We start from the raw sequence: 21,523 nt of genomic DNA, 5'->3' as shown, positions 1-21,523 counted from the left end.
TCGGCCACTTCATCGCGATCAATGCCTCCATGCAGTCCTGCTCGTTATGATAACGACTGCTAAAGGATTGAAGTTCTGTTTCCGCTTGGACTTCCATGTCTGCTCGCCCCCGAATCAATAATGTACGAACGTGTGTTCTTTTCTTCATTATATCAAACGTATGTTCCTGTTTCAAGCCGAATATCCCACTTGAGCTGCCTCTTTTTTTCTTATCTCTTTATTCCTTCCCCTAGACTCACCTCAACCCATTCTGAGCAAACGGGATAATCATGCAAAGCTGTATGAAGAGGCAACAGGCATCAGGCATCAGGCATCAGGCATCAGGCAACAAACAACAAGTATCAGGTATCTGGTATCAGGTAACGGACACCAAACACCAGATACCCAACACCATACCCTGTAGACACCCGTCTCACTCTGCATACTAGACTCTGAGCGGGGCAAATCCCCTTCTTCCAAAAAAGCTAGAAAAAAGCTGTCTGCTTTGATTCAGCTTCAACTCCAGCAGTGGATCCCTGTTTTGCCCAGTTACATCAAGGCCTGTTTGCCGGTTTCATGCTGCGAAAGTTGAGTTATGAATTCTGAAATTATAAGAAAAATTTCTACATACGCAACTCAAAGGAGCCGGACTTCTTAACAATCAAAAAAGAGCCCTTGGCAGGCTCTTCGTTGTGTTACGCTATTTAATTTAGACTATTCAACCCATTCCTCCGCCCAGGCCTGAATTTGCTCCATAGCCGGACGAAGCGCGTGTCCCTTGGGTGTCAGTTCATACTCAATGCGTACCGGAGTTTCCGGATAAACATGCCTTATCAGGATGCCCTCGCTCTCCAAATCCTTCATCCGTTCCGACAGCATCTTGTCGCTCATGGACGGAATCAGATTGGAGATATCCTTGAACCTTTTCGGCCCGCTCATTAAGGACTGGATGATAAGTCCGTTCCACCGTTTTCCCAAAAAAGAAAATGCCGTTTCAAACCTTGGGCACATTCCTTGCTGTTGACCCTCCATTATTTTCACCTCTTTGCAGGTCCGTATCCTATACTTTCATTTTGTTAGTATATATCATGTTAGCATATTTTATGAGCAATTAAAAGGAGTTGCAAGTATTTTCGACGTTACCCCCAAATTTGTATAGAAAAAAAACAGGCGGGCCCCTTAAGGGCTCCGCCATAATTGCTTCGTCTGCTTAGACCAGAATTTCTTTGAAAGGACGCACCGGCTGGGACATCCCAAATACGGGCTGTGCGTTATGCGCCGGATATGCCCATTTTACCGCGTTGGAGATCACTTTCAGAACCTCCGGCTTGTAGTATGTTGGATACGTTTCGTGGCCGGGACGGAAGTAGAAGATCTTGCCGCTTCCCCGGCGGAACGTGCAGCCGCTGCGGAACACTTCTCCGCCCTCAAAGTTACTTACAAACACCAGCTCATCCGGAGTTGGAATATCGAAAAATTCACCATACATTTCTTCATGGTCCAGCACGATTTTGGAATCAATTCCTTCTGCAATCGGATGGGAGGGATTCACACACCAGATGATTTCCTGCTCTCCCGCTTCCCTCCATTTCAGGTCACAGCTGGTTCCCATTAATGCTTTGAACGGTTTGGAAAAATGTCCCGAATGCAGGACGATGAATCCCATGCCTTGCTGGACGCGCCGAACGACCTTGGCTGTAATTTCATCACTGACACGCTCATGGGCCATATGCCCCCACCAGATCAGTACATCCGTCGTATTCAGCACCTCGTCAGTCAGTCCGTGCTCAGGCTCGTCAAGCGTGGCGGTCCGGATGGCAAAGCTCTCACCGGCCAGTCCGTCGGCAATCGCCTTGTGCAGTCCGTCCGGATATACCGCTTTAACCTCATCGTGAATTTTTTCGTGCACATATTCGTTCCAGATGGTGACGTTGATCATAAGCTTGTTCCCCCTAATTGTTTAAAACCCACTTATACCCACCACATATCTCCCAATGGTTCATCCATAATGATGGGCTGAAGATTTTGGACAGCCTTAGTAAAGCCTTCTTCAATGGACATCAGTCCGTCTTCGTGCTCAATACTTACTACATAATCATAACCGACCAGGCGCAGTGCGCTTAAAATATCCGCCCATGTTTTCATGTCATGACCGTATCCCACAGTCCGGAACTGCCATGCGCGGTCAAGCATTTTCGTATAATCCTGCATATCTGTCAAACCGTATTTATTTACATTTACCGGATCAATCGTCGTATCCTTGGCATGGAAATGGTGAATGGCATTTTCACGGCCCAAAATGTGAACCGCCTGTACCGGATCGATTCCCTGCCACCACATATGGCTCGGATCCAGATTGGCGCCGATCACTTCACCCGCAGCCTCGCGCAGACGCAGCAGGGTTGCCGGCGTATGCACCGAGAAGCCGCCGTGCAGCTCAAGGCCAACTTTCACGTTGTGGTCAGCCGCAAATTTGCCCGTTTCCGTCCAATAAGGGATGACCTTGTTCTCCCACTGCCATTTCAGGATTTCCTGATAATCATTCGGCCATGGGGCCACCGGCCAGTTCGGATACTTGGCATCCTCATGGTCTCCCGGACAGCCGGAGAAGGTGTTGACCACAGGCACCTCCAGCTTCTCCGCCAGCAGTACGGAATTGATAAAATCCTCGTGATCCGCCTGCGCCAGCTTCTTCTGCGGATGCAGCGGGTTGCCGTGGCAGCTCAATGCGCTGATGATCAGGCCGCGGGATTCCACCGCCTGCTTGAAGTTTTTGAGCGCCGTTTCATTCTCCAGCAGCTCAGCGGGCCTGCAGTGCTTGTTACCCGGATTGCCGCCCGTGCCGATCTCGACGGCCTTTACTCCTCTGGAGGCCACAAAATCAAGCGCCTCCTCCAGAGATCTGTCGCCGAACAAAACCATAAATACTCCGAGCTTCATGCCTTATTCCTCCTCGTACATATATCGGTATATGCTGTTTAATTTGTAACAAACAGGACTGCATTACTCAAAGTACACGGCTTTTCCTGTCCGGGCCGACTCGTAAATGGCCTCCAGAATTTCAGTAACAACAAGGGCCTGCTCCGGTTTCACCAGCGGCTCGGTATCGTTCTGCACGGCTTCCAGCCACAAGCGGGCCTCGCGGTCGGCCTCCGTCTCCTTTTCACCGGAATAGAAGGCCACGCCTCCAGCTCCGAGATCGATCTTGGTCTCATACAGTCTGCTGTTCTTCTCGCCATTAATACGCAGCCCATCCTTCATATCCGCTCCGCCTTCCGTTCCGCAGAGCAGCGTCTTGGCTTCGCCGAACTCGGATACGTTGAGCGCCCAGCTGGATTCCAGCACGATGGTTGCACCGTTCTCCATCGTAATGAAACCAAAGGCGGAATCCTCGACCTTGAACTGCTCCGGATCCCACGGACCAAAGGCGTTGGCCGCGTTTTGACGCTGCCCGAGCTTGTGGAACGTGGAGCCCATGACGCTCTTCGGTTTGTAATTGTCCATCAGCCACAGCGTCAGATCCAGCGCATGAGTGCCGATATCAATCAGCGGTCCGCCACCCTGCTTCTCTTCGTCCAGAAATACGCCCCAGGTAGGCACGGCACGGCGGCGGAGAGCGATGGCTTTGCCGTAATAGATTTCACCCAGATCGCCGTTTTCAACCATGTCCTTTAAATACAGGCTGTCATCGCGGTACCGGTTTTGATAGGCAATGGACAGCTTTTTGCCCGTCCGCTTGGCAGCCTCCAGCATTTCGCGGGCCTGTGCGGTCGTTTTGGCCATCGGCTTTTCGCACATGACGTGATTGCCAGCTTCGAGTGCTGCGACCGTAATTTCGGAGTGGGAATCATTCGGTGTGCAGACATGAACCACGTCAAAGCCGCCATCCTTCAGCATTTCATTATAATCGTCATACACTTTTGCGCCTTCGGCGCCGTACTCAGCGGCAGCCTTCTCGGCACGCTCTTTAATAATGTCACAGAATGCGATCATTTCGGCGTTTGCTTGTTTGGCCAAGCTTGGCATATGTTTGCCGTTTGCGATGCCTCCGCATCCGACAATTGCGATTTTTACTGTATTAGACATTTAGTTGCCCTCCCTGGTTAGTGTATTCCTTAATCCATTGTATGCTTGTTTCGATGCTTTGAATTGGAGGATTGGCACAGAAATCCTGCTCCACGATAACCCATTCCACGTCCGCTTCGACAGCCGCATCAGCGATGGCGGACAGATTGACTTCACCCTTGCCGAGCTCTACGGTAACGGCTTTGCCGTCTCCATCCCTGCTCATATCCTTCAGATGAACAAGTGGTAGACGTCCGGCGTATCGTTCTATATATTCAACGGGATCGTATCCTCCGTAATGTACCCAGCAGGTATCCATTTCCACTTGAAGAAGATCAGCCGGCACACTCTCGAACATAGCGTCAAAAACAGGCTTGCCGTTAAGCTTCTCCGTCAGTTCGAAATCATGGTTATGGTAGCAGAGCACGAGGCCAGCTTCTTTGACGGCAGTCCCGATTTTGGCCAGGTTGTCAAAAATATCCCCCCACTGTCTTTGCTCTTCAGTCAGGTAAGGGACGATCAAATATTTGTTGCCGATGGCCTTATGATAAGCAATTTCCTCATCCAGATGATCCACCAGCCTTTGATAGCCGATATGCGTCCCAACGACCTCAAGCCCCAACTCGTCAAGCAGAGCCTTGACTTCCTCCGCGCTGCGGCCGAAGAAGGCATGAAACTCCACTCCCTGGTAGCCGAGCGCGGCTACCTGACGGATCGTTCCTTCAAAATCCTGTTCAAGCTGATCCCTTACTGTGTACAGCTGCAAGCCTACTTTTGCCATTTTCTGCATCCTCCCGCATCGTTATGATTGTTCCACAGGCATTACTTCCGTTCCGTAGTACAGCTCTTCATCGGGCTCGTATGCGCTCTCCAGAATGATATGTTTGCCCTCCATAGATGAACGCTGGAACGCATGCATAGCTTCGAGTACATGGTAACCCAGCTCCGCGCTGGCGCGATGGGCCCGGCCTGCCCGCATGGCCGTGATCATCTCGCCCGCTCCCAGCCCCCGCTCATTGCTTGAGCATTCGAACAGGGGTTCAACGGTCTGCCACTCTTCCTCGCCGAATTTTCGCAATCTGACCTCACCATTGAATTCATTAGGGTCAGGGACACTTAGCGTCCCCTCGGTACCATATATTTCAATCCGCGGGAGATCGGAGGCTCCCCGGATGTCGAAGCTCGTAATCATGGTTGCAATAGCTCCATTTACAAAATCCAGCGTGCCGGACAGATGCGTTGGTGTCTGTACCTGCAACAGGGTTCCGCTCTTCGGTCCGCTGTGAATCTTGCGGTCCGGAATCTGGATTCCGGCCGATGCGCTGATGCGCCGGATCGGGCCCAGCAAATTAACGAGAGCGGTCAAATAATAAGGTCCCATATCGAACATCGGACCGCCTCCGGAGGCATAGAAAAACTCCGGATCATGATGCCACCATTCCGGACCTCTGCCCATGAAGAAGGCGGTGGCGGCAATCGGCTGGCCGATCAAGCCTTCCTTGATCGCATATCTTGCCGTCTGAATGCCGGCTCCCAGGAAGGTATCGGGCGCACAGCCCACTCTGAGCCCCTTCTCACTGGCCAGATCGACGACCTTCTTCCCGTCCTCCAACGATACTGCAAGCGGCTTTTCACTATATACATGTTTGCCGGCTTCCAGAACCGCCAGATCGGTCAGGGCATGACTGCCGGGTACCGTCAGGTTGAACACCAATTCGATTTCCTCGCTGTGAATGAGCTCATCTACTGTGTATACGCTTCCAATACCAAATTGATTCGCCCTTTCTTCTGCGCGATCTGCCAGCAAGTCAGCTACCGCCACAACTTCAATCAATGGGCTTTTCTTGAGGTTCGCCAGATACACGGCACTGATATTACCGCACCCGATAATACCTGCCTTAACTTTCTCCACGATACGCTCACTCCTTAAGCTGCGATTAAAAACAGGTTCAATCTAGTTGTTATAGTATTCCTAATCCGTTTCAATTAAAATGAATAATATGATTAAAACATGAACAATCTGGTCATTATTTAAAAAACTTTTACGCTGGTTCAGACGTTATAGTGCGTGTTCAAAAAGTCAGGTTTTCAGCACCGAGAAGATTGGATGAAACTGGGACTGAGGAGCGGAGCGTACTTAGGGTACGTGAGCACCGGAAGGACCGGCTGAATTCAAGATTCGATGTCGAGTCCGCTTCCTGATTTACTTCGTGATCAAAAGATGACTTTTTGAACTACCTCTGATAATTGTAGAAGAATTTGATTAGTAAGGAGACGTAGCATATGTCCACCACTGAACCGTGTCAGGTTTTGACCGCAGGGTTCTCTTTTCACCGCAAGCCCTTTTATCAAAATCAGCCGGAAGGAATCAAAAATTATCTTTTCCGCCTGCAGACGGATGGAAGATGCCGGGCCCGCATCGGTGACGAAATGGTAAAAATCGAGCCAGGGGATCTACTGCTGTTTAATCCGATTGAGCCTTACGAATTGAAAATCGACTCCGAGCTCAATCCTATGGGTGAGCAAACGATCGAAAGCGGCGATTACCATATCTTTTTTGCGGGAGCGTGGGTGGATGAATGGTGGGACCGCCATAAGCGGCCAACCAAAATCAAAGTCCAGCTTACAGAGTCGCTGCTGGGATTATTCCGCCAGATCGTCATGGAGCAGCGCCGCATATCCAATCCGTACCCGGAAATTTCGGAATATTATATGAAAATTCTTTGCCTGGAAATCGACAGGCTTCTCGCGGAGCACCCGGCATCGTCCCATCAAAGCTATCTCGCCTACCAAATCAAGAACTATATTGAAGAGAATGCCTCTTCCGCCTTCAAGCTTGAGGATGTCGCCGCCCATATCGGCATCAGCGTATCGCGCGCCGTTCATCTTTTCAAGGAAACATTCGGAACGAGCATTATGCAGTATACGCTTGACGTCCGGCTCAACATGGCGCGGGAGCGCATCATTTTCAGTCCCATGTCGCTGGAGCAGGCGGCCGAATCCTCCGGGTTCGCCAACTATACGTATTTTCACCGCGTTTTCCGCTCCCGGTTCAGAATGTCGCCCAAGGAGTTCCGCAGCATCCACAGAGAGCAGCTCTGATAGAGGTGGTTCAAAAAGTCGTCTTTTGATCACGAAGTAAGTCAGGAAGCGGATTCGACATCGAATCTTGAATTCAGCCGGGACTAAGTAGATGCTTCCGAAGCATGTTTCCTGCGGAAACATTTCAGGTGCTCACGTACCCCATGTACGCTCCGTTCCTCAGTCCCTATCTTCATCCAATCTTCTCGGTGCTGAAAAGCCAACTTTTTGAACTCGCTCTGATATTATTCTTATGTCATGATAAAAAAGCGTATGACAGCCTGTCCCATTTGGTACAGTAACCTCATACGCTTTATTATATACGGCTGATCTATCTTTTCCTGGACTTTTCCTGAATACGTTCCGAGACGACCATCGCAAGATCGTCATTTCCGAACATGGACAGGACGCCGAGCACCGTATCATCCGGGATCGGCCCCGCTTCTTCCTTCGGCACTGTCAGCTCCAGCACCCGCAGCAGCCGCTCATTCTGCTCCTGCTCCGGGTAAGCCTGCCTGTACAGCTCCAGCGGGTCCAATCCTTCATTGACACACCACTGGGCAAATACAAGGATCATCATGTCCTCTTCCTGCCTGTAGCTTTCGACCACCATGTCCTCCACCGATTGCGGACGATTTCTCTCATTCATTTCTGCTTCTCTCCCTGCTGATCTTTCTATTTATCCGAGCAGCCGTTCGGCCAATTCATGCGCTTCCAAAACCTCTCCGGCCCGGATGCTGCATTGCTCCGGTGTAGCGATGTTGTGCAGAAAATGGTCAACCGCACCTGCAAAGCCTCGCCGCTGCAGAATCGTATCCCAGCTGCCGAAGCCGCCTGTCTGCGGCAGCCGTCCTTTCTCGTACAGCACGGCCTGCTCCATCTGCGTGATTTCGGCCGAGCGGCCGCTGCCGTGCAGCTCCACTCTTTCGTAATCAACGCCCGCCTGTCTGTCCATGCTGAATGTTCCCGCTGCTTCTCCGATCCTCAGCGTGCCGAACGCACGGGTCATTCGCCCTTCGCTGTCCTGGTCCAGGCTTGCCTGCAGCAGCTCATGGCTGTCCCTGCCCAGCCAAAGCAGAAGATCCAGCATATGGATCAAGTCATCATACACCGTTTCCCGCGCCGGCCGCTGCTGCAGTCCCGTACGGTGCTTTACTGCAGAGCAGTGACTGAAGCCGCCGGCTTCCTCAAGCCATGACTTGGCCTGAACGTATTGCGGAGCAAAGCGGCGGTTAAAGCCCACAGCCAGCAGAACTCCCTGCGCTTCCGCAAAGGCAGCCATTTCCACAGACTCCCGCAAATGATAAGAGAGCGGCTTGTCCACATATACGGCCTTTCCTTGTTCAATGCATGCCATAACCATATCGTAGTGGGCTTCTGTCGCGCTGTGAATAAATACGGCGTCCGGTTCCCAGCTTAGCAGCTCCTTCAAATCCGTCGTCCCCTGTTGGAACCGGTATTTTTGCAGCATCTGCCGCACCGGCTCTGGAGACCGGCTGTGTATGCCCACGACTTCCACGCCATCATGGGCAGACAGCAAAGGCAGATACACCTTGCGGGCGATATCCCCCAGTCCGGCGACCGCTATTTTAATTTTCTCCATCTCGCTCATCCCTGCTTCCCCATTTCTCTTTTAAGGCCTTGGCTTTCTACGTTACAGTGTACCGTCTGCGGGGTCCGAGGGCAATTCCATTCGGCAGATACGCCCTTTGCCGGGCATCTTTTCCGCAAAAAGACGGCTCCAGATTCGGAACCGTCTTAAGGCTGTGCATGTTTCATTTTTGGAAATAGACCTGATTTATTCGTACATTTTGACTTGCTTCGGATGGGCAGCGGCCTGCTTCTCCTTCTTCTTTTTCACCTGCCAGCCGAGCAGCACGACCGCCGCCACAACGATCAGCTCAAAACCGTATTTTAATACAGGGTTAAAGAACCAGGAGTGAATCATTGGCTCAGCCACAATCATTTTGGCTGCGGTGTATGCAAGCACAGCCGCTCCAATCGCGATGACCATCGGAAAACGGTCTGTCAGTTTCAGAATGATCGTGCTTCCCCATACCATGATCGGAACGGAAATGGCGAGGCCCAGAATAACAAGGAACATGTCGCCATGAGCGGCACCTGCCACCGCAAGCACATTATCCAGTCCCATCATCGCATCTGCGATGATAATGGTGCGGATCGCAGCCCACATCTGGTTGCCTGCCGAGATTTCGTGCTTTTTATCCTCCACCAGCAGCTTATAAGCGATCCAGACAAGCAGCAGCCCTCCGATTAAACGAAGCCCCGGGATCATGAGCAGATACGTAACCAACAGAGTTGCAATTACACGGATGACGACGGCCCCGACAGTCCCCCAGAAGATGACCTTCTTCTGGTCCTCCTTCTTTACATTCCGTGCCGCCAGTCCGATGACAATGGCATTGTCCCCCGCAAGCACGAGATCGATAACAACGATTGACAGCAGCGCCATCCAAAATTCCACGCCGAAAAAATCCATCCCGTTTCCCCACTTTCTCTGTTTAATTTGGTATAATTGACATAGTTGCCCGCATTCATGCACAAAAAAGCGCCCATTCCTTTTCAATTCGGAACGGCGCTTTCCTGATTTAGGCACCAAAAAAGACCTTCACCCGAATTGAAAAAGAAATCAGGCAAAGGTCTCGCTACAACGCAGGCGTTGCCAATAAAGCCGGGGAAACAATCCCGTAATGACGACTTTACCGCTTAGAGCTACTCCCCTTTGGGAACTATTCTTATTAATGGCAAGTATAGCATACATTTTCAAAGAAGTGAACACAAAAATGTTCAGAATTGGACTTCCCTGCATGAACGGGGGTTCCTGTACGCTGTAGTCCTGCCTGAAAGGTTATTCAATGAAAAAATGGATTGCCATTGCGGCCTATGTTTCGCTGTTCGGCTTCGTGTTTATGTACAGATATGATTTGCTGGAATGGACCCGGCAGCACGGCTCCTTTCCCGTGCTTTTAGGCCTGGCCTTCGGGTTCGCGCTCATTCCCTTCGTTCCGTACAAACTGGTCATTACGACCGCAGCCTACCTCATTGGGGCATGGCAGGCGGCCGCCATATGCTGGGCTGGTACAACACTCGCGGCGGCGGCCGTTTACTGGGCTGCAAACTCTCTTTTCCGCGAACGGGGCAAAGCTTATCTGGAACGCATCCCTGCCCTGCACTCTTTTACGTCGGCCTTGGAGCGCCGTCCGTTCGCTGCCGTGCTGGCCGCCCGCCTGATGCCTGTCATTCCGCAGGCGGCCGTCAATATCTATGCAGGCGTCGCGGGCTTCCCGTTCCGGGCTTTTATGCTCGCAACAGGCATCGGCAAGCTGCCCGGCATTTTCGTTTATGCGTACGCAGGCAGCCTGCTGACAGACAGACCGCTGGCCGGAGTGCTGCTGTTCACTGCCTATACGGCGCTTGCGGGGGCTGTATTATGGCTAAGCCGGTTCAAAGCCGGTACTGACCGTTAACGCACTGGCCGTTACAACCGGTTGGCTTCCATTTTCTTTACCAGTTGGCCTCCGCAACAAAGTAGATTATAATTTAATTGCAAACGATTGAAATCACATTGATTAAATTAATTACATCCCATTGGAATGGAGTGACGATATGGACAGCATCAAAAATCCAAAACAGACAGAGCTCGCTACCTTTGCAGGAGGGTGTTTCTGGTGCATGGTTTCCCCCTTTGAGGAACTTCCCGGCATTAAGAAGGTGCGTTCCGGCTACACAGGCGGACATAAAGAAAATCCTACTTATGAAGAAGTGTGCTCCGATACAACGGGTCACGTGGAGGCTGTGCAGATTACGTTTGATCCGCAAATTTTCCCATATGAGAAGCTGCTGGAGCTGTTTTGGCAGCAAATCGACCCGACCGACGCGGGCGGGCAGTTCCATGACCGCGGCGAATCCTACAAAACGGCGATCTTTTACCACAATGAGGAGCAGCGCGTAAAGGCCGAAGCCTCCAAAGAAGCGCTTGGCAAGAGCGGACGCTTTGACAAGCCGATTGTCACCCCTATTCTTCCAGCCTCGACGTTCTATGAAGCGGAAGAGTATCATCAGGATTATCACAAGAAAAACCCCGGCCATTATAAACGGTACCGTAAAGGCTCCGGACGGGAAGATTTCATCGAACAACATTGGTCCGGCAACTTCAACAAATCCGACCTGAAATCGCGGCTAACCCCACTGCAGTATGAGGTGACGCAAAACAATGCGACCGAGCGACCGTTCCAAAATGAGTTCTGGGATCATAATGAGGACGGCATTTACGTTGACATCGTCTCCGGCGAACCGCTATTCAGCTCGCGCGACAAGTACGATGCAGGCTGTGGCTGGCCAAGTTTTACCCGTCCGCTTCGAAGCTACAGCATTAAGGAGAAGACCGATCTGAGCCATTTCATGATCCGCACCGAGGTCCGCAGCCGTGAGGCCGACTCGCACCTGGGGCATGTGTTTGACGACGGGCCGGGACCTGACGGGCTGCGCTATTGCATTAATTCCGCGGCCTTGCGTTTCGTGCCGAAGGAGGATCTCGTCAAGGAAGGATACGGCGAGTACGCCTACCTGTTTGAGGACGGTCAGGAATCCCGGTAAAGCGCTTGTTTATCATCAAGGGTTACAAAAGAGGTCGAGAACAGGAACTAGTTTTCCTGATTCTCGACCTTTTTCTTCTTCATTTCTACGAGTACCGTTATCCGATAACCCAGCCGATCCAGTACGCAAACGGCACCAGCAGCAGCTGTGCCAGCAGCGTGCCGCCCAGTCGGGACAGCAGCATCCAGCCGTAAATCCGGCTCATGCCTTCCAGTCGCAAATCCCCTCTCACTGCGCGCTCCGACAGGAGCGCCAGCCGCGGATCAATCAGCAACGTCAGCAGAATGGTGGCGCCGCCGTTGATCAAACCGGAAGACATCGACATGGATGTCGCGTGCTCCGGCCACAAATACGAGGCATATACAGCCGCCAGAACGCCTACTGTATACACCGCAGTAACGAGCAGGTTCAACAACACAAGCCGCTTCGGAAAGGAACCGCGAAGCAGAGTGTGGACCATGGTACGGTTGGGCCGCTTGACATAATATCCAATATGTCTCCAGCGCGCCTGCTGCACGAGCCGTCTGATCATGCCGCCGACCGATCCGGCGGCTTCCAGATGCACAACGAGCCTTGCCGAAATCCGGACCACAGCCGGAAACAGCAGGACCGCAAGCAGCGTCCCGATCGTCGCGGCCCCCAGGATGGCATGAAGCTTCCATTCCAGCGGGTCCTGTGCTGTCAGTCTGGCCTGATCCGCTATGCTGCCCAGCATCGGTCCCTGAATCATATTCGAGGTTCGCGATACAAGCAGCAGCATCCCTGCCACTGTTAACGCCAATCCGATACGACGCGCCCGCAGGCCTCCCAGCCGCAGTGCATAAGACAGGCTGTCCGTCGTATGAATGATCATGGTGAACAAAAGCGTACACGCAAGCACGAGCATTTAATTCCACACCTCCTCTTCCCGTTTCAATCCTTTACATTCCACGATCCGTGTTTTTTACCCTATCGATTATATCCTTTTCTTTCCTTGATGTCTTCCTGCCTCTTCTGCAAGGGACACCAGGGTAATTGACAGTATCCATGTTTCTGTTCTTCCGTTTGGGGATGTCCGGCAGGGGTAATAGATATTAAATACTCAGCATGACAAAGGAGGTATCTTGAATGCCTTGGAGTAAAAATGATTATCCCCCATCCATGAAAAATCTGGACGAGCGCGTCCGCGAGAAAGCAGTGGAAATTGCCAATGCGCTGCTGCGGGACGGCTACGAGGAAGGGCGGGCCATCGCCATTGCAACCTCGCAGGCGGAGGAATGGGCCGACAACCATCCTTCCAGTGATGGAAAGACGAAAACCTCAAAGCACCGTGATTGATAAACAACGCCAAAAAACCGTTCGGCATGAATTACCGGACGGTTTTTAGACATTTTATCATGATGATTGCCGTACGCTTTGTACTCTGGTCAATGCCGTACCGGCGGCAGGCTGGCCCTTCCCCTTAGCCTTGATATTGGCCTTGGCAGCAGACTTGAGCCTGAATCCAACGGTCAGCGTAATCATTTGGCCGGCAATCCATACCGCAAAAATGGTATACATCGTTTCTTTGAAAGGCAAATAAAAGAGAGACAGCAGCAGCACGATACAGTCGCTTACAAAAAATACGCTGCCCAGCTTCCAGCCCTTCCGCTCACTGATCATAATGGACAGAATATCGTCTCCGCCTGTAGCTCCACCGCTGCGCATAACGATGCCTGCACCCAGCCCGGTCAACACCCCGGACAGCACGGAAGCAACAGCCAGATTGTCCCGCAAATTCATTAACGGCGGTGAAAGCCATTCAAAGCCGCTGTAAAATATGGAGAACGCAGCCGCCCCCACCAGTGCGCGGGCCCCAAAGCGCCAGCCCTTGACCATCCAGGCGACGATCAGAACCGGTATATCAAGCAGCAGCACACTCCATGCCGGCGACAGTCCGAATGCGTACTTGCCCAGCAGGGCCAGCCCTACGAAACCGCCCTCAGACAAATGATTCGCAAAGTTAATATGATAATAGGCAAATGCCAGAATGCAGGTTCCAAGCAGCATGACAGCTGTTTGTTCCGCCGTTCTGTTAAAAAGCTTCTTCTTGTTCGTTATCCTCATACAGGCTCCCCCGGTTTCTCGCAAGTTGGTTTATCATCAACCGGTACTCACGGAAGCTCGGGCGCAACATTCGCCTGGAGGACTTGGTCCTTCGCATTATAATCCCCTCTTCCGCAGTAGTCGGTCACCGACGTACACTTACGGAAGAGCTAAGTATAGGATAGATCATAACGTTTCCAAATCGTCCTTTGGGGAATCATCCTTCGGGGACTCATGGTATCCTGATCCTTTCTATTTTGGTTTGAAGGAACGGTTCCCGCATGCCGATGAACGGCTCCTCCTAATCTATTATACCACACAGCGCCATGTGCCAAACAGCTTGCTTGTGCGGATATTTCCGCACATCTTGATTAATATGCGGCCCCAGGCGGCATTATGATCGAAGATCGGCCCTTTTGCTTGCTTTCTTCCCGGGATTTGTTCCTATTTTGCGGTTTGCCGCAAACACGCCGCCAAGAATCAGAACCAGCCCTGCAAGCAGATTCCACCCGATATGCTCGCCCAGCAGTGTATATCCCCAGACCATAGCGCTCGCCGGAACGAGATAGGTTACCGAGGTTGCAAACTCCGGACTTCCCTTCATAATCATATAGTTGAACAAAATATAAGCCACCCCCGAGCCGAGGACGCCAAGTCCGATAAAGGAGCCGATAACGGCGGGCTCTGTCAGGACGGGCGCCTGTTCCGTAAAGACAGCGACGAGCCCGCTCCCTACAGCGGCGCCGGCAAGCGTCGCAAAAGTCATTTGATACATGCTGAGCCCGCCGAGCAGGCGTCTGGACAGCTGCGTCCCAAACCCGTAGCAAAGCGTGGCCGCCAGCATGCAGACAAAGCCGACCGGGTCCACCGAAATCATAGTAACGGGATTAATGCCGAGCAGTACAATAATGCCTGCAAAAGCTATCAGCATCCCCGTCCACTGCATCCGGGTGAAGGCAGCCCCGAAAAACAGCAGCCCGACCAGCATCGTCCAGATTGGTGTTGTGGCGTTCAGCACCGAGGCCATGCTGCTGGTCAGCCGGGTTTCGCTGAATGCGATCAGTCCCCAGGGGAGGGCCATATTCACCAGTGATACAATGACAGCCCCGCCCCATGATATTTGCTTGAAGGAAAAAGGCTTGCGCAGAACCAGCATAACGAGCAGGATGAATACCAGACCGAATAAGGAACGCAGACTGGCAATCGTCCACGGGCCGAGATCATGCTGCAGCAGCACCTTAATAAACAGGAAGGAGCCTCCCCAAATCAGACTGAGCAGAATCAGAGCTGTGTACAATGAACGAGACAACGGCATTCCTTCTTTCCCTGATTTTTAAATATGTATCCCTTTGTACAGTATCCTCAAGACTAAAAGAATACTCCTTTTCTGCCGTTGTGAAAACCCCTGTCCAATAAAAAAGGCTCATTCCCGCAAAGGAAAAAGCCTTTATATGACTTCCAGATAATATCCGTTGCCTTATGGTATCAATGGATTTATGATGGGGAATGCTAGGAACATGTGTTCTCTCGCTTGAAGCATCCCAAGTTTTACTGTCAAGAAGGAAGTGGAAGAACGTATGGAACCGACCGTATCCCCCCCTGTTCCCTCAGAGGAAGATTCGCGGCTCGTGAAGAGCTACGTGCTTCATACCCTCGCGCTCGATGTGCTGGAAAGGGATATTCGCCAGCTGCGGCAAGCCCCGCTGAAAATGCCTGATTTATATATTCTCAGCCTGTCCGACGTTCAGCGGCGCATCACCCAACAGCTGGCCGATGTCAAAAGGCAAATGAGACGCAGCGGCATCAAGGTCTATGAGGAAAACCGCAGCCGGAAAGGGCTTGAGGCGCTCTATGTCTGCCGCGGCTATCACCGACGCCTCTTTATGCTCCCTTCCTTTGCCAGAAGCGAGGTGCGGCGGGAGCTGGGGGCATTCCTTGGCCTTGACCTGACCCTGACGGAGTGAACCGCCCTCCACCCGCGCCTTGCTTGCAAGCATCCCTCCCGCCGTAGCGGGAGCTTGGCAGGTCAAATTCCTGCCGTAATCCGTCGGGCACGAACAGCCGTCTCACGCAAAATTTCCTCTTCATCCATCGTCAGCAGCCGCCGGCCCTGCATCAAAATACACCCATTAACAATTGTGGTGTCCACATCGGCTCCGCCCACACTGTAGGCAAGCAGCGACTCGGCATGATGAACAGGCTGCAAATGCGGCTTGCGCAGGTCGATCAGAATGATATCCGCCTTTTTGCCTGCCTCCAGCGTGCCGATCTCTCCACGCAGCCCGAGCAGCTCGGCCCCGCCGGCCGTTGCCATGGCCAATGCTTCTCCTGCCGTAAACGAAGCGGGATTGCCGGACCGCAGCTTCTGCAGCCAGGCGGTGGCCTTGATTTCCTCGAACATATCAAGCGTTGTTGCGCTGCCCGCCCCGTCCGTACCGAGTCCAACCGTTGTGCCCTGCTTCAGCAGCTCCGCTACAGGCGCAATGCCGCAGGCCAGCTTCAGGTTGCTGACCGGGTTATGGGCCATTCCCCCCTTGATTCCGCCCAGCAGCTTGATGTCTTCCGGCGTTAAATGAACGCCATGGGCAAGAAGGATATGGTCGTGGGACAGCAGCCCCGTATCGGCCAAATACTCGGTTGGAGTGCGGTTATATTTCTCGCGGATTTTCGCAGTCTCCTCCACCGTTTCCGCAAGATGGGTATGTACGGGCACACCCTTGTCTGCGGCCAGCGCAAGCGCTTCTTTCATAAAATGCGGAGGACAGGTATAAGGCGCATGCGGCCCTACCATCGTTGTGATTCTGCCGTCCGCCTGCCCGTGCCAGCGGTCGATCAGGTCGGCCGCTTCCCCCATTCTCCGTCCTCCGTCGTCTTCAAGCCCGATGACACCGCGGGTGAGGGAAGCGCGGATTCCCGTCTCCTTTACCGCTTCGGCAATCTCGTTCATATGAATATACATATCCGCAAAAGCGGTGGTGCCGGATTTGATCATTTCCGCGATGCCCAGCTTCGCGCCCCAATAAATATCCTCCGGGGTCATGCGGTTTTCCGCGGGCAGCATTTTTCGTTCCAGCCAGTCCATCAGCTTCAGATCATCGCTGAAGGCCCGCAGCAGGCTCATGGGTGAATGCTGATGGGCATTCACGAGCCCGGGCATGGCGAGCATGCCGCGGCCGTCCAGCGTCTCCTCTGCCTCTTCGGCAATGGACGGGCCTATGCTTGCAATGCGGCTGTCCCTAATGAAAATATCTCCCTCATACGGCGCCTCCCCCCGGACCATGGTGAAGATCGTCGCACCCTTGATTTTGATTGCTGACATAAAACAGCCTCCTGTCGTGTTTGGTTTACACCGACAGGCTACAGGATGTCCCTGCGTGAAGGTCAAGTCTGAAACTCGCCTGCCTCTGCAGGCAGCGGCCCGCGCTGCACGGGAACCGCGTAAATCATGTGCACAGCCCCGCTGATATGGTGGACTGCCGCCAAATAACCGTTCCGCCCGAACCATTCCAGCAGCTCCCGACAATGTGCATAATATACGGACATGTCCAAGGAATCGGTCACAGTGCCGGCCGCATCTATCTCCGGCAGCCCGTCTCCCGGACTGCCCTCTTCCCCATACATCAAATCCGCGATGCAGATTCGGCCGTGAGGCTTCAGCACCCGCTTCATTTCGGATAGCGCTACCTGCTTCTGCTCGTGCGTCAGATGGCGCAGCGCATAGCTGCTCGCCACAAAGTCGAAGCTGCCATCCATATAAGGAATGGACAGCAGATTGCCCAATCTCGTCTCCACCTGCGGGAATTTGCGGCGGCACTGCTTCAGCATCTCCATGGACTGGTCGATCCCGGCCATGAAAGCGCCGGCCTCCGCAAACAAGCCTGCCAGGTTGCCCGTACCGGTACCGGCATCCAGCCCCCGCTCTCCCGGGGCGGGAAGCACGCGTTCCACCATCATCCGCAGCGTCGTCGTATAGGCCGGGTGCCGTCCCCCGCTGCTGTCCGTACCCTTGACCAGCTCGTCATGCACGGCGGCGCGGCTGTCGAAATCCCATGCGTCCCGCCAGCCGTCGCGCAGCTGGCGGCGCCGCTTCAGGCCTCCAGCCAGCTCGAACAGATCCTCCCATTCGGGACCGCGTTCTTCCTGGAGCTGCCGGATCATAAAATCAGCCGCATCCAGATTGCGCTTGCCTTCCATCCAGCGGTCAAACATGGCGGAGCGCTGCTGCTCTAGCGCATAGACCGCCTCCTCACGCAGTCCGCGATCCAGCAGCTCCAGCAGCCTTTTAACCTCTCCCACCCCCATGCCGAATTCACGCAGCGTCACAATGATGCGCAGACGCAGCGCATCCCGCTGGCTGAACAGCCGGTAGCCGTTTCCCGGGTCCTTGCCGGGCCGGATCATCCCTTTTTCCTCATAAAACCGGATCGCCCGCGCGGATATATTCAGCTGGCGGGCCAGCTCGTTAATTTTCATTCCCTGCATGCTCCGCTCCCCTTTCCTTGTCCATATATTATAGAACATTGACGCAGCGTTAAGGTAAGCATGACAAAAGAGTTTTTCGCCCGGAAGTGCATAGCTGCTGCAGCCACGAGGAAAAATAGCCGGGATCAAGCACTTGCCGCCAATTTTGACAGGAGGTGAAACGAATGCAAGAACAACGTCTGGCGCCTCATGAATCGCTGGAAATTCATGAAATGCTGAACTTTAAAACCGTCTGTCTGGCGAAAACGAAGCTGATGCAGGGCATTGTGTTCGATAACGAGCTGAAAGCATTAATGGAAAAGGACATTCAGCAGTCCCTGCTGGACATCCGTGAATTGCAGGCTCTGTACGAACACGCCCCTATACATTAAATGGAGGAAACCTGAGCATGAAGCAAAAGGATGATTTGGACCCGATCCAGGCGGAAGGCATGCCGCATATGGCAGACAGCCTGTTTGCGATAGATTTTCTGCTGGCAGCCAAAAACAGCGTGCGCAATTGCGCCTACGCCCTGTCCGAAACAGCATCGCCCGAAGTCAGGGCCGTACTGCGCAAGCAGCTTACCCAGGCTATCAATCTGCATGAAGAAATCGCGGGTCTCATGATCAAAAACGAATGGCTCAATCCGTATGAGCTCAGCCAGCAGGTGCAGCTGGACGAGAAAGCCGCAGACATGATCACCCAAATTGCCGACATGCAGCTGTATCCGAGGGACACAGACCGGCTGGGCAATTTTGCCACACCCAATAAATGAGAAAGAGGAATTTGAATGAAGGCCGTCACCTACCAAGGAATTAAGAACGTGCAGGTCAAGGAAGTCGAAGCCCCCACCATCGTCAAACCGGATGATATGATTGTCAAATTGACCTCCACGGCCATTTGCGGCTCAGACCTTCATCTCATCCACGGGATGATTCCAAATCTGCCGACAAATTACATCATTGGCCACGAACCGCTGGGCATTGTTGAAGAAGTGGGGTCAGCTGTCTCCAAGCTGAAGAAGGGCGACCGGGTCATTATCCCGTTTAACATCAGCTGCGGAGAATGCTATTACTGCAAAAATCACCTGGAAAGCCAATGCGATAATTCCAATGCTAACGGCGATATGGGCGCTTATTTCGGCTACTCGGAGACGACAGGCGGATATCCGGGCGGACAGGCCGAATATATGCGTGTGCCTTACGCCAACTTTACCTCCTTCAAAATTCCCGAGGACAGTGAGGTGGAGGATGAAAAGCTGGTGCTGATCGCTGACGCCATGACGACCGCCTTCTGGAGCGTGGACAATGCCGGCGTCAAGGAAGGGGATACGGTAATTGTAATGGGCTGCGGCCCCGTCGGTCTGCTGGCCCAGAAATTCGCATGGCTCAAAGGGGCCAAACGCGTAATTGCGGTGGATTACATTGATTACCGTCTGGAACATGCACATAAACATAATAAGGTTGAAACCGTCAATTTTGAAAAAGAAGATAACATCGGCAGCCATCTGAAAGAAATGACCAAGGGCGGCGCGGATATCGTCATTGACTGCGTGGGAATGGACGGAAAAATGACGCCGATGGAATTTCTGGCGACAGGACTCAAGCTCCAGGGAGGAGCCATGGGCGCTTTGGTCGCCGCGGCGCAGGCGGTGCGCAAGGGAGGAACCATTCAAATTACAGGCGTTTACGGGACGAGATACAATGCGTTCCCGCTTGGTGATATTTTTCAGCGCAACGTCAATCTGCGTACAGGACAGGCTCCCGTCATTCACTACATGCCGCATATGTATGAGCTGGTTTCCTCCGGCAAAGTGGATCCCGGCGATATTATTACACATGTCCTGCCCCTCGATGAGGCTAAGCGGGGTTACGAAATATTTGATACAAAAACGGACAACTGCATCAAAGTGGTGCTCAAACCTTAGCGTCAAAATCTGTGTAAATTCAGTATCGGCATCCACGGGATGAAGGAGGTATTTTTTATGCAGTATCCGACCTATGGTCTTCACGAAACGCTTGAAGTTCATGAAATGACGGTATTCAAAAGCCTGTGCATGACCAAATCCAAGACGATGCAGATGCTTGCCGCAGACCCGGAACTCAAGCAAATTTTGCAGCAGGATGTGCAGCTTGCCACCCGACAGCTTCAGGAGCTGTCCGGCATTCTGTCTTCCAGGCTGCAATAGGAGGAACCTATGAACTCGATCATAAAAAATTTAACAGGCATGGGCGATATGACCGATCAGGTGATCGCCGGCGACTTTCTGATCACCGCCAAGGCGGGAATCAGAAATTATGCGGCAGCCGTTACCGAGTGCGCCACCCCGGAAATCAAAGCGATACTGCGCCGGCAGCTGGAAGAAGCCATTACGACTCATGAGCAGATTACGAACTATATGATGAAGAGGGGCTTCTATCATCCGTACAGCGTAAATGAGCAGCTGCGGCTGGATTGAAGTACGCGGAGACCGCGTTAAATCTGCCGTAAACGGCAGGTCAGCCATTACATCATTTTTTCTATAAAGCATGGCAATGACAAAAAGAGCGGATATCGGGGGACTGGTTCCCGCCAATACCCGCTCTATTAAAATGGATGATTACTCTGTCACGACCTTCGCATATTCCTTTGCTGAAGCTTCAAGCTCCCCGTCCGTTACCGTTCTGATGCCATTTAAAATAAAGTATGGCTTGAGCTTGGTGCCAATCAGGTTACTGGTGGCTTCCAAAGGTCTTAAGAGCTCCTCCATTGTATATTTGGTCAAGCCTTCAGGCTGATAGTTTTCCTTCGGGCTGCCTGTGGAAACAGCCAACTGCAGCTCTTTGCCGTGCAGCTTTGTTCCGCCCTCGCAAATTCCCAACCATAAGTCAGGACCATATCCTCCCATTTTTTCAAAAGTGGCGGCGTGCTGTACCAATAAAACGGGAATTGGAAAACAATACGGTCATGTTCTTCCAGCAGCTGCTGCTCTCGCTCCACATCAATCTGTTCGGACGGATATTCCTCATACAGATTATGTACGGTCACGTTTGGCTTGCCTTGAAGCTCTTCGACCCACCGTTTGTTGATACGGGATTGCTCCAAATGGGGATGCGCCACAATAACTAATGTTTTCATTAAAAATCTGCCCTCTTTCGTAGTGATTATTATTCGAATCAATTGTAACTTTATTAGTTACATGTCATCATTTTAGTTACATATGCGTATTTAGTCAAGTGGTATAGCTGTTCATTTTTAGAAACCAACAATTACCTTG

General features: G+C 52.5%; 23 protein-coding genes and 2 pseudogenes. 10 read left to right on the top strand and 15 right to left on the bottom strand.

What is annotated here, in order from left to right; translation table 11 throughout:
* Positions 1–693 precede the first annotated feature (693 nt).
* The 6 genes from ACE5KN_RS29680 to ACE5KN_RS29655 form a co-directional block, all read right to left on the bottom strand.
* Positions 694–1,011: a winged helix-turn-helix transcriptional regulator gene (locus ACE5KN_RS29680; protein ID WP_375524212.1), complete on the bottom strand. Its 318-nt coding sequence runs from the start codon at positions 1,009–1,011 to the stop codon at positions 694–696.
* 178 nt (positions 1,012–1,189) lie between these two features.
* A complete protein-coding gene (locus ACE5KN_RS29675; protein WP_375524211.1) occupies positions 1,190–1,918 on the bottom strand; it encodes a ThuA domain-containing protein in 729 nt (242 codons plus the stop codon).
* Positions 1,919–1,950: 32 nt separating this feature from the next.
* Positions 1,951–2,919, bottom strand: coding sequence for a sugar phosphate isomerase/epimerase family protein (locus ACE5KN_RS29670; protein ID WP_355319488.1), 969 nt, complete (start codon positions 2,917–2,919; stop codon positions 1,951–1,953).
* A 63-nt stretch (positions 2,920–2,982) separates the two neighbouring features.
* Complete coding sequence (locus tag ACE5KN_RS29665; RefSeq protein ID WP_375524210.1) at positions 2,983–4,065, bottom strand: Gfo/Idh/MocA family protein; 1,083 nt, start codon at positions 4,063–4,065, stop codon at positions 2,983–2,985.
* The gene (locus ACE5KN_RS29660) at positions 4,058–4,825 is read right to left on the bottom strand and encodes a sugar phosphate isomerase/epimerase family protein (RefSeq protein ID WP_375524209.1); all 768 of its coding nucleotides are present in this window, start codon (positions 4,823–4,825) and stop codon (positions 4,058–4,060) included. Before ACE5KN_RS29660 ends, ACE5KN_RS29665 begins: the two co-directional genes overlap by 8 nt.
* Positions 4,826–4,846: 21 nt before the next feature.
* Entirely contained in the window at positions 4,847–5,956 is a 1,110-nt protein-coding gene (locus ACE5KN_RS29655; protein ID WP_375524208.1) for a Gfo/Idh/MocA family protein, read from the bottom strand.
* A 371-nt stretch (positions 5,957–6,327) separates the two neighbouring features.
* Here ACE5KN_RS29655 and ACE5KN_RS29650 point away from each other — a divergent pair, with 371 nt between their 5' ends.
* Positions 6,328–7,146, top strand: a complete 819-nt coding sequence (locus ACE5KN_RS29650; protein ID WP_375524207.1) for a helix-turn-helix domain-containing protein — start codon at positions 6,328–6,330, stop codon at positions 7,144–7,146.
* A 310-nt stretch (positions 7,147–7,456) separates the two neighbouring features.
* On the opposite strand, the gene yxiS is transcribed toward ACE5KN_RS29650, so the two are convergent.
* From yxiS to ACE5KN_RS29635, 3 genes are all read right to left on the bottom strand, one after another.
* A complete protein-coding gene (gene yxiS / locus ACE5KN_RS29645) occupies positions 7,457–7,774 on the bottom strand; it encodes a protein YxiS (RefSeq protein ID WP_375524206.1) in 318 nt (105 codons plus the stop codon).
* 30 nt (positions 7,775–7,804) lie between these two features.
* Positions 7,805–8,737 carry a Gfo/Idh/MocA family protein gene (locus ACE5KN_RS29640; protein WP_375524205.1) on the bottom strand — a complete coding sequence of 311 codons (933 nt, stop codon included), beginning with the start codon at positions 8,735–8,737 and terminating at the stop codon, positions 7,805–7,807.
* A gap of 186 nt (positions 8,738–8,923) precedes the next feature.
* Positions 8,924–9,625, bottom strand: coding sequence for a TerC family protein (locus ACE5KN_RS29635; RefSeq protein ID WP_375524204.1), 702 nt, complete (start codon positions 9,623–9,625; stop codon positions 8,924–8,926).
* Between the two features lie 376 nt (positions 9,626–10,001).
* Between ACE5KN_RS29635 and ACE5KN_RS29630 the strand changes: the two genes are divergently transcribed.
* Both ACE5KN_RS29630 and msrA read left to right on the top strand, forming a co-directional pair.
* The gene (locus tag ACE5KN_RS29630) at positions 10,002–10,613 is read left to right on the top strand and encodes a TVP38/TMEM64 family protein (protein ID WP_375524203.1); all 612 of its coding nucleotides are present in this window, start codon (positions 10,002–10,004) and stop codon (positions 10,611–10,613) included.
* 139 nt (positions 10,614–10,752) lie between these two features.
* Positions 10,753–11,742: a peptide-methionine (S)-S-oxide reductase MsrA gene (gene msrA / locus ACE5KN_RS29625; protein ID WP_375524202.1), complete on the top strand. Its 990-nt coding sequence runs from the start codon at positions 10,753–10,755 to the stop codon at positions 11,740–11,742.
* A 97-nt stretch (positions 11,743–11,839) separates the two neighbouring features.
* Here the strand turns inward: msrA and ACE5KN_RS29620 are convergent, their stop codons facing one another.
* Complete coding sequence (locus ACE5KN_RS29620; RefSeq protein WP_375524201.1) at positions 11,840–12,628, bottom strand: lipid II flippase Amj family protein; 789 nt, start codon at positions 12,626–12,628, stop codon at positions 11,840–11,842.
* A gap of 221 nt (positions 12,629–12,849) precedes the next feature.
* On the opposite strand from ACE5KN_RS29620, the gene ACE5KN_RS29615 reads away from it, so the two are divergent.
* Positions 12,850–13,059, top strand: coding sequence for a DUF2188 domain-containing protein (locus ACE5KN_RS29615; RefSeq protein WP_375524200.1), 210 nt, complete (start codon positions 12,850–12,852; stop codon positions 13,057–13,059).
* Positions 13,060–13,116: 57 nt separating this feature from the next.
* Here ACE5KN_RS29615 and ACE5KN_RS29610 read toward each other — a convergent pair whose 3' ends face one another.
* Together ACE5KN_RS29610 and ACE5KN_RS29605 are read right to left on the bottom strand one after the other, a co-directional pair.
* Positions 13,117–13,827, bottom strand: a complete 711-nt coding sequence (locus tag ACE5KN_RS29610; protein ID WP_375524199.1) for a YitT family protein — start codon at positions 13,825–13,827, stop codon at positions 13,117–13,119.
* 373 nt (positions 13,828–14,200) lie between these two features.
* Positions 14,201–15,115 (bottom strand): DMT family transporter, encoded by a 915-nt coding sequence (locus ACE5KN_RS29605; protein WP_375524198.1) that lies wholly within the window; start codon positions 15,113–15,115, stop codon positions 14,201–14,203.
* A gap of 268 nt (positions 15,116–15,383) precedes the next feature.
* Between ACE5KN_RS29605 and ACE5KN_RS29600 the strand changes: the two genes are divergently transcribed.
* On the top strand, positions 15,384–15,770 hold the full coding sequence (locus ACE5KN_RS29600; RefSeq protein WP_375524229.1) for a YhjD family protein: 387 nt from the start codon (positions 15,384–15,386) through the stop codon (positions 15,768–15,770).
* 62 nt (positions 15,771–15,832) lie between these two features.
* On the opposite strand, the gene ACE5KN_RS29595 is transcribed toward ACE5KN_RS29600, so the two are convergent.
* The gene (locus ACE5KN_RS29595) at positions 15,833–17,125 is read right to left on the bottom strand and encodes an amidohydrolase (protein ID WP_375524197.1); all 1,293 of its coding nucleotides are present in this window, start codon (positions 17,123–17,125) and stop codon (positions 15,833–15,835) included.
* Positions 17,126–17,187: 62 nt separating this feature from the next.
* Positions 17,188–18,288 (bottom strand): MerR family transcriptional regulator, encoded by a 1,101-nt coding sequence (locus ACE5KN_RS29590; protein ID WP_375524196.1) that lies wholly within the window; start codon positions 18,286–18,288, stop codon positions 17,188–17,190.
* Positions 18,289–18,452: 164 nt separating this feature from the next.
* Here ACE5KN_RS29590 and ACE5KN_RS29585 point away from each other — a divergent pair, with 164 nt between their 5' ends.
* From ACE5KN_RS29585 to ACE5KN_RS29565, 5 genes and pseudogenes are all read left to right on the top strand, one after another.
* Positions 18,453–18,659, top strand: a complete 207-nt coding sequence (locus tag ACE5KN_RS29585) for a spore coat protein (RefSeq protein ID WP_375524195.1) — start codon at positions 18,453–18,455, stop codon at positions 18,657–18,659.
* A gap of 17 nt (positions 18,660–18,676) precedes the next feature.
* Complete coding sequence (locus ACE5KN_RS29580; protein ID WP_375524194.1) at positions 18,677–19,042, top strand: spore coat protein; 366 nt, start codon at positions 18,677–18,679, stop codon at positions 19,040–19,042.
* A gap of 15 nt (positions 19,043–19,057) precedes the next feature.
* Positions 19,058–20,194: a zinc-dependent alcohol dehydrogenase gene (locus ACE5KN_RS29575; protein ID WP_375524193.1), complete on the top strand. Its 1,137-nt coding sequence runs from the start codon at positions 19,058–19,060 to the stop codon at positions 20,192–20,194.
* Between the two features lie 57 nt (positions 20,195–20,251).
* A complete protein-coding gene (locus ACE5KN_RS29570) occupies positions 20,252–20,455 on the top strand; it encodes a hypothetical protein (protein ID WP_375524192.1) in 204 nt (67 codons plus the stop codon).
* Between the two features lie 9 nt (positions 20,456–20,464).
* Positions 20,465–20,757: pseudogene (locus ACE5KN_RS29565) on the top strand (spore coat protein).
* A 109-nt stretch (positions 20,758–20,866) separates the two neighbouring features.
* Here the strand turns inward: ACE5KN_RS29565 and ACE5KN_RS29560 are convergent.
* Positions 20,867–21,384, bottom strand: a pseudogene (locus ACE5KN_RS29560) (NAD(P)H-dependent oxidoreductase).
* Positions 21,385–21,523 lie beyond the last annotated feature (139 nt).

The organism is Paenibacillus terreus, assembly GCF_042138595.1.
Taxonomy (GTDB): domain Bacteria; phylum Bacillota; class Bacilli; order Paenibacillales; family Paenibacillaceae; genus Paenibacillus; species Paenibacillus terreus.
The sequence above is the reverse complement of the archived record's forward strand: the minus strand, read 5'-3'. Positions and strand labels throughout refer to the sequence as shown.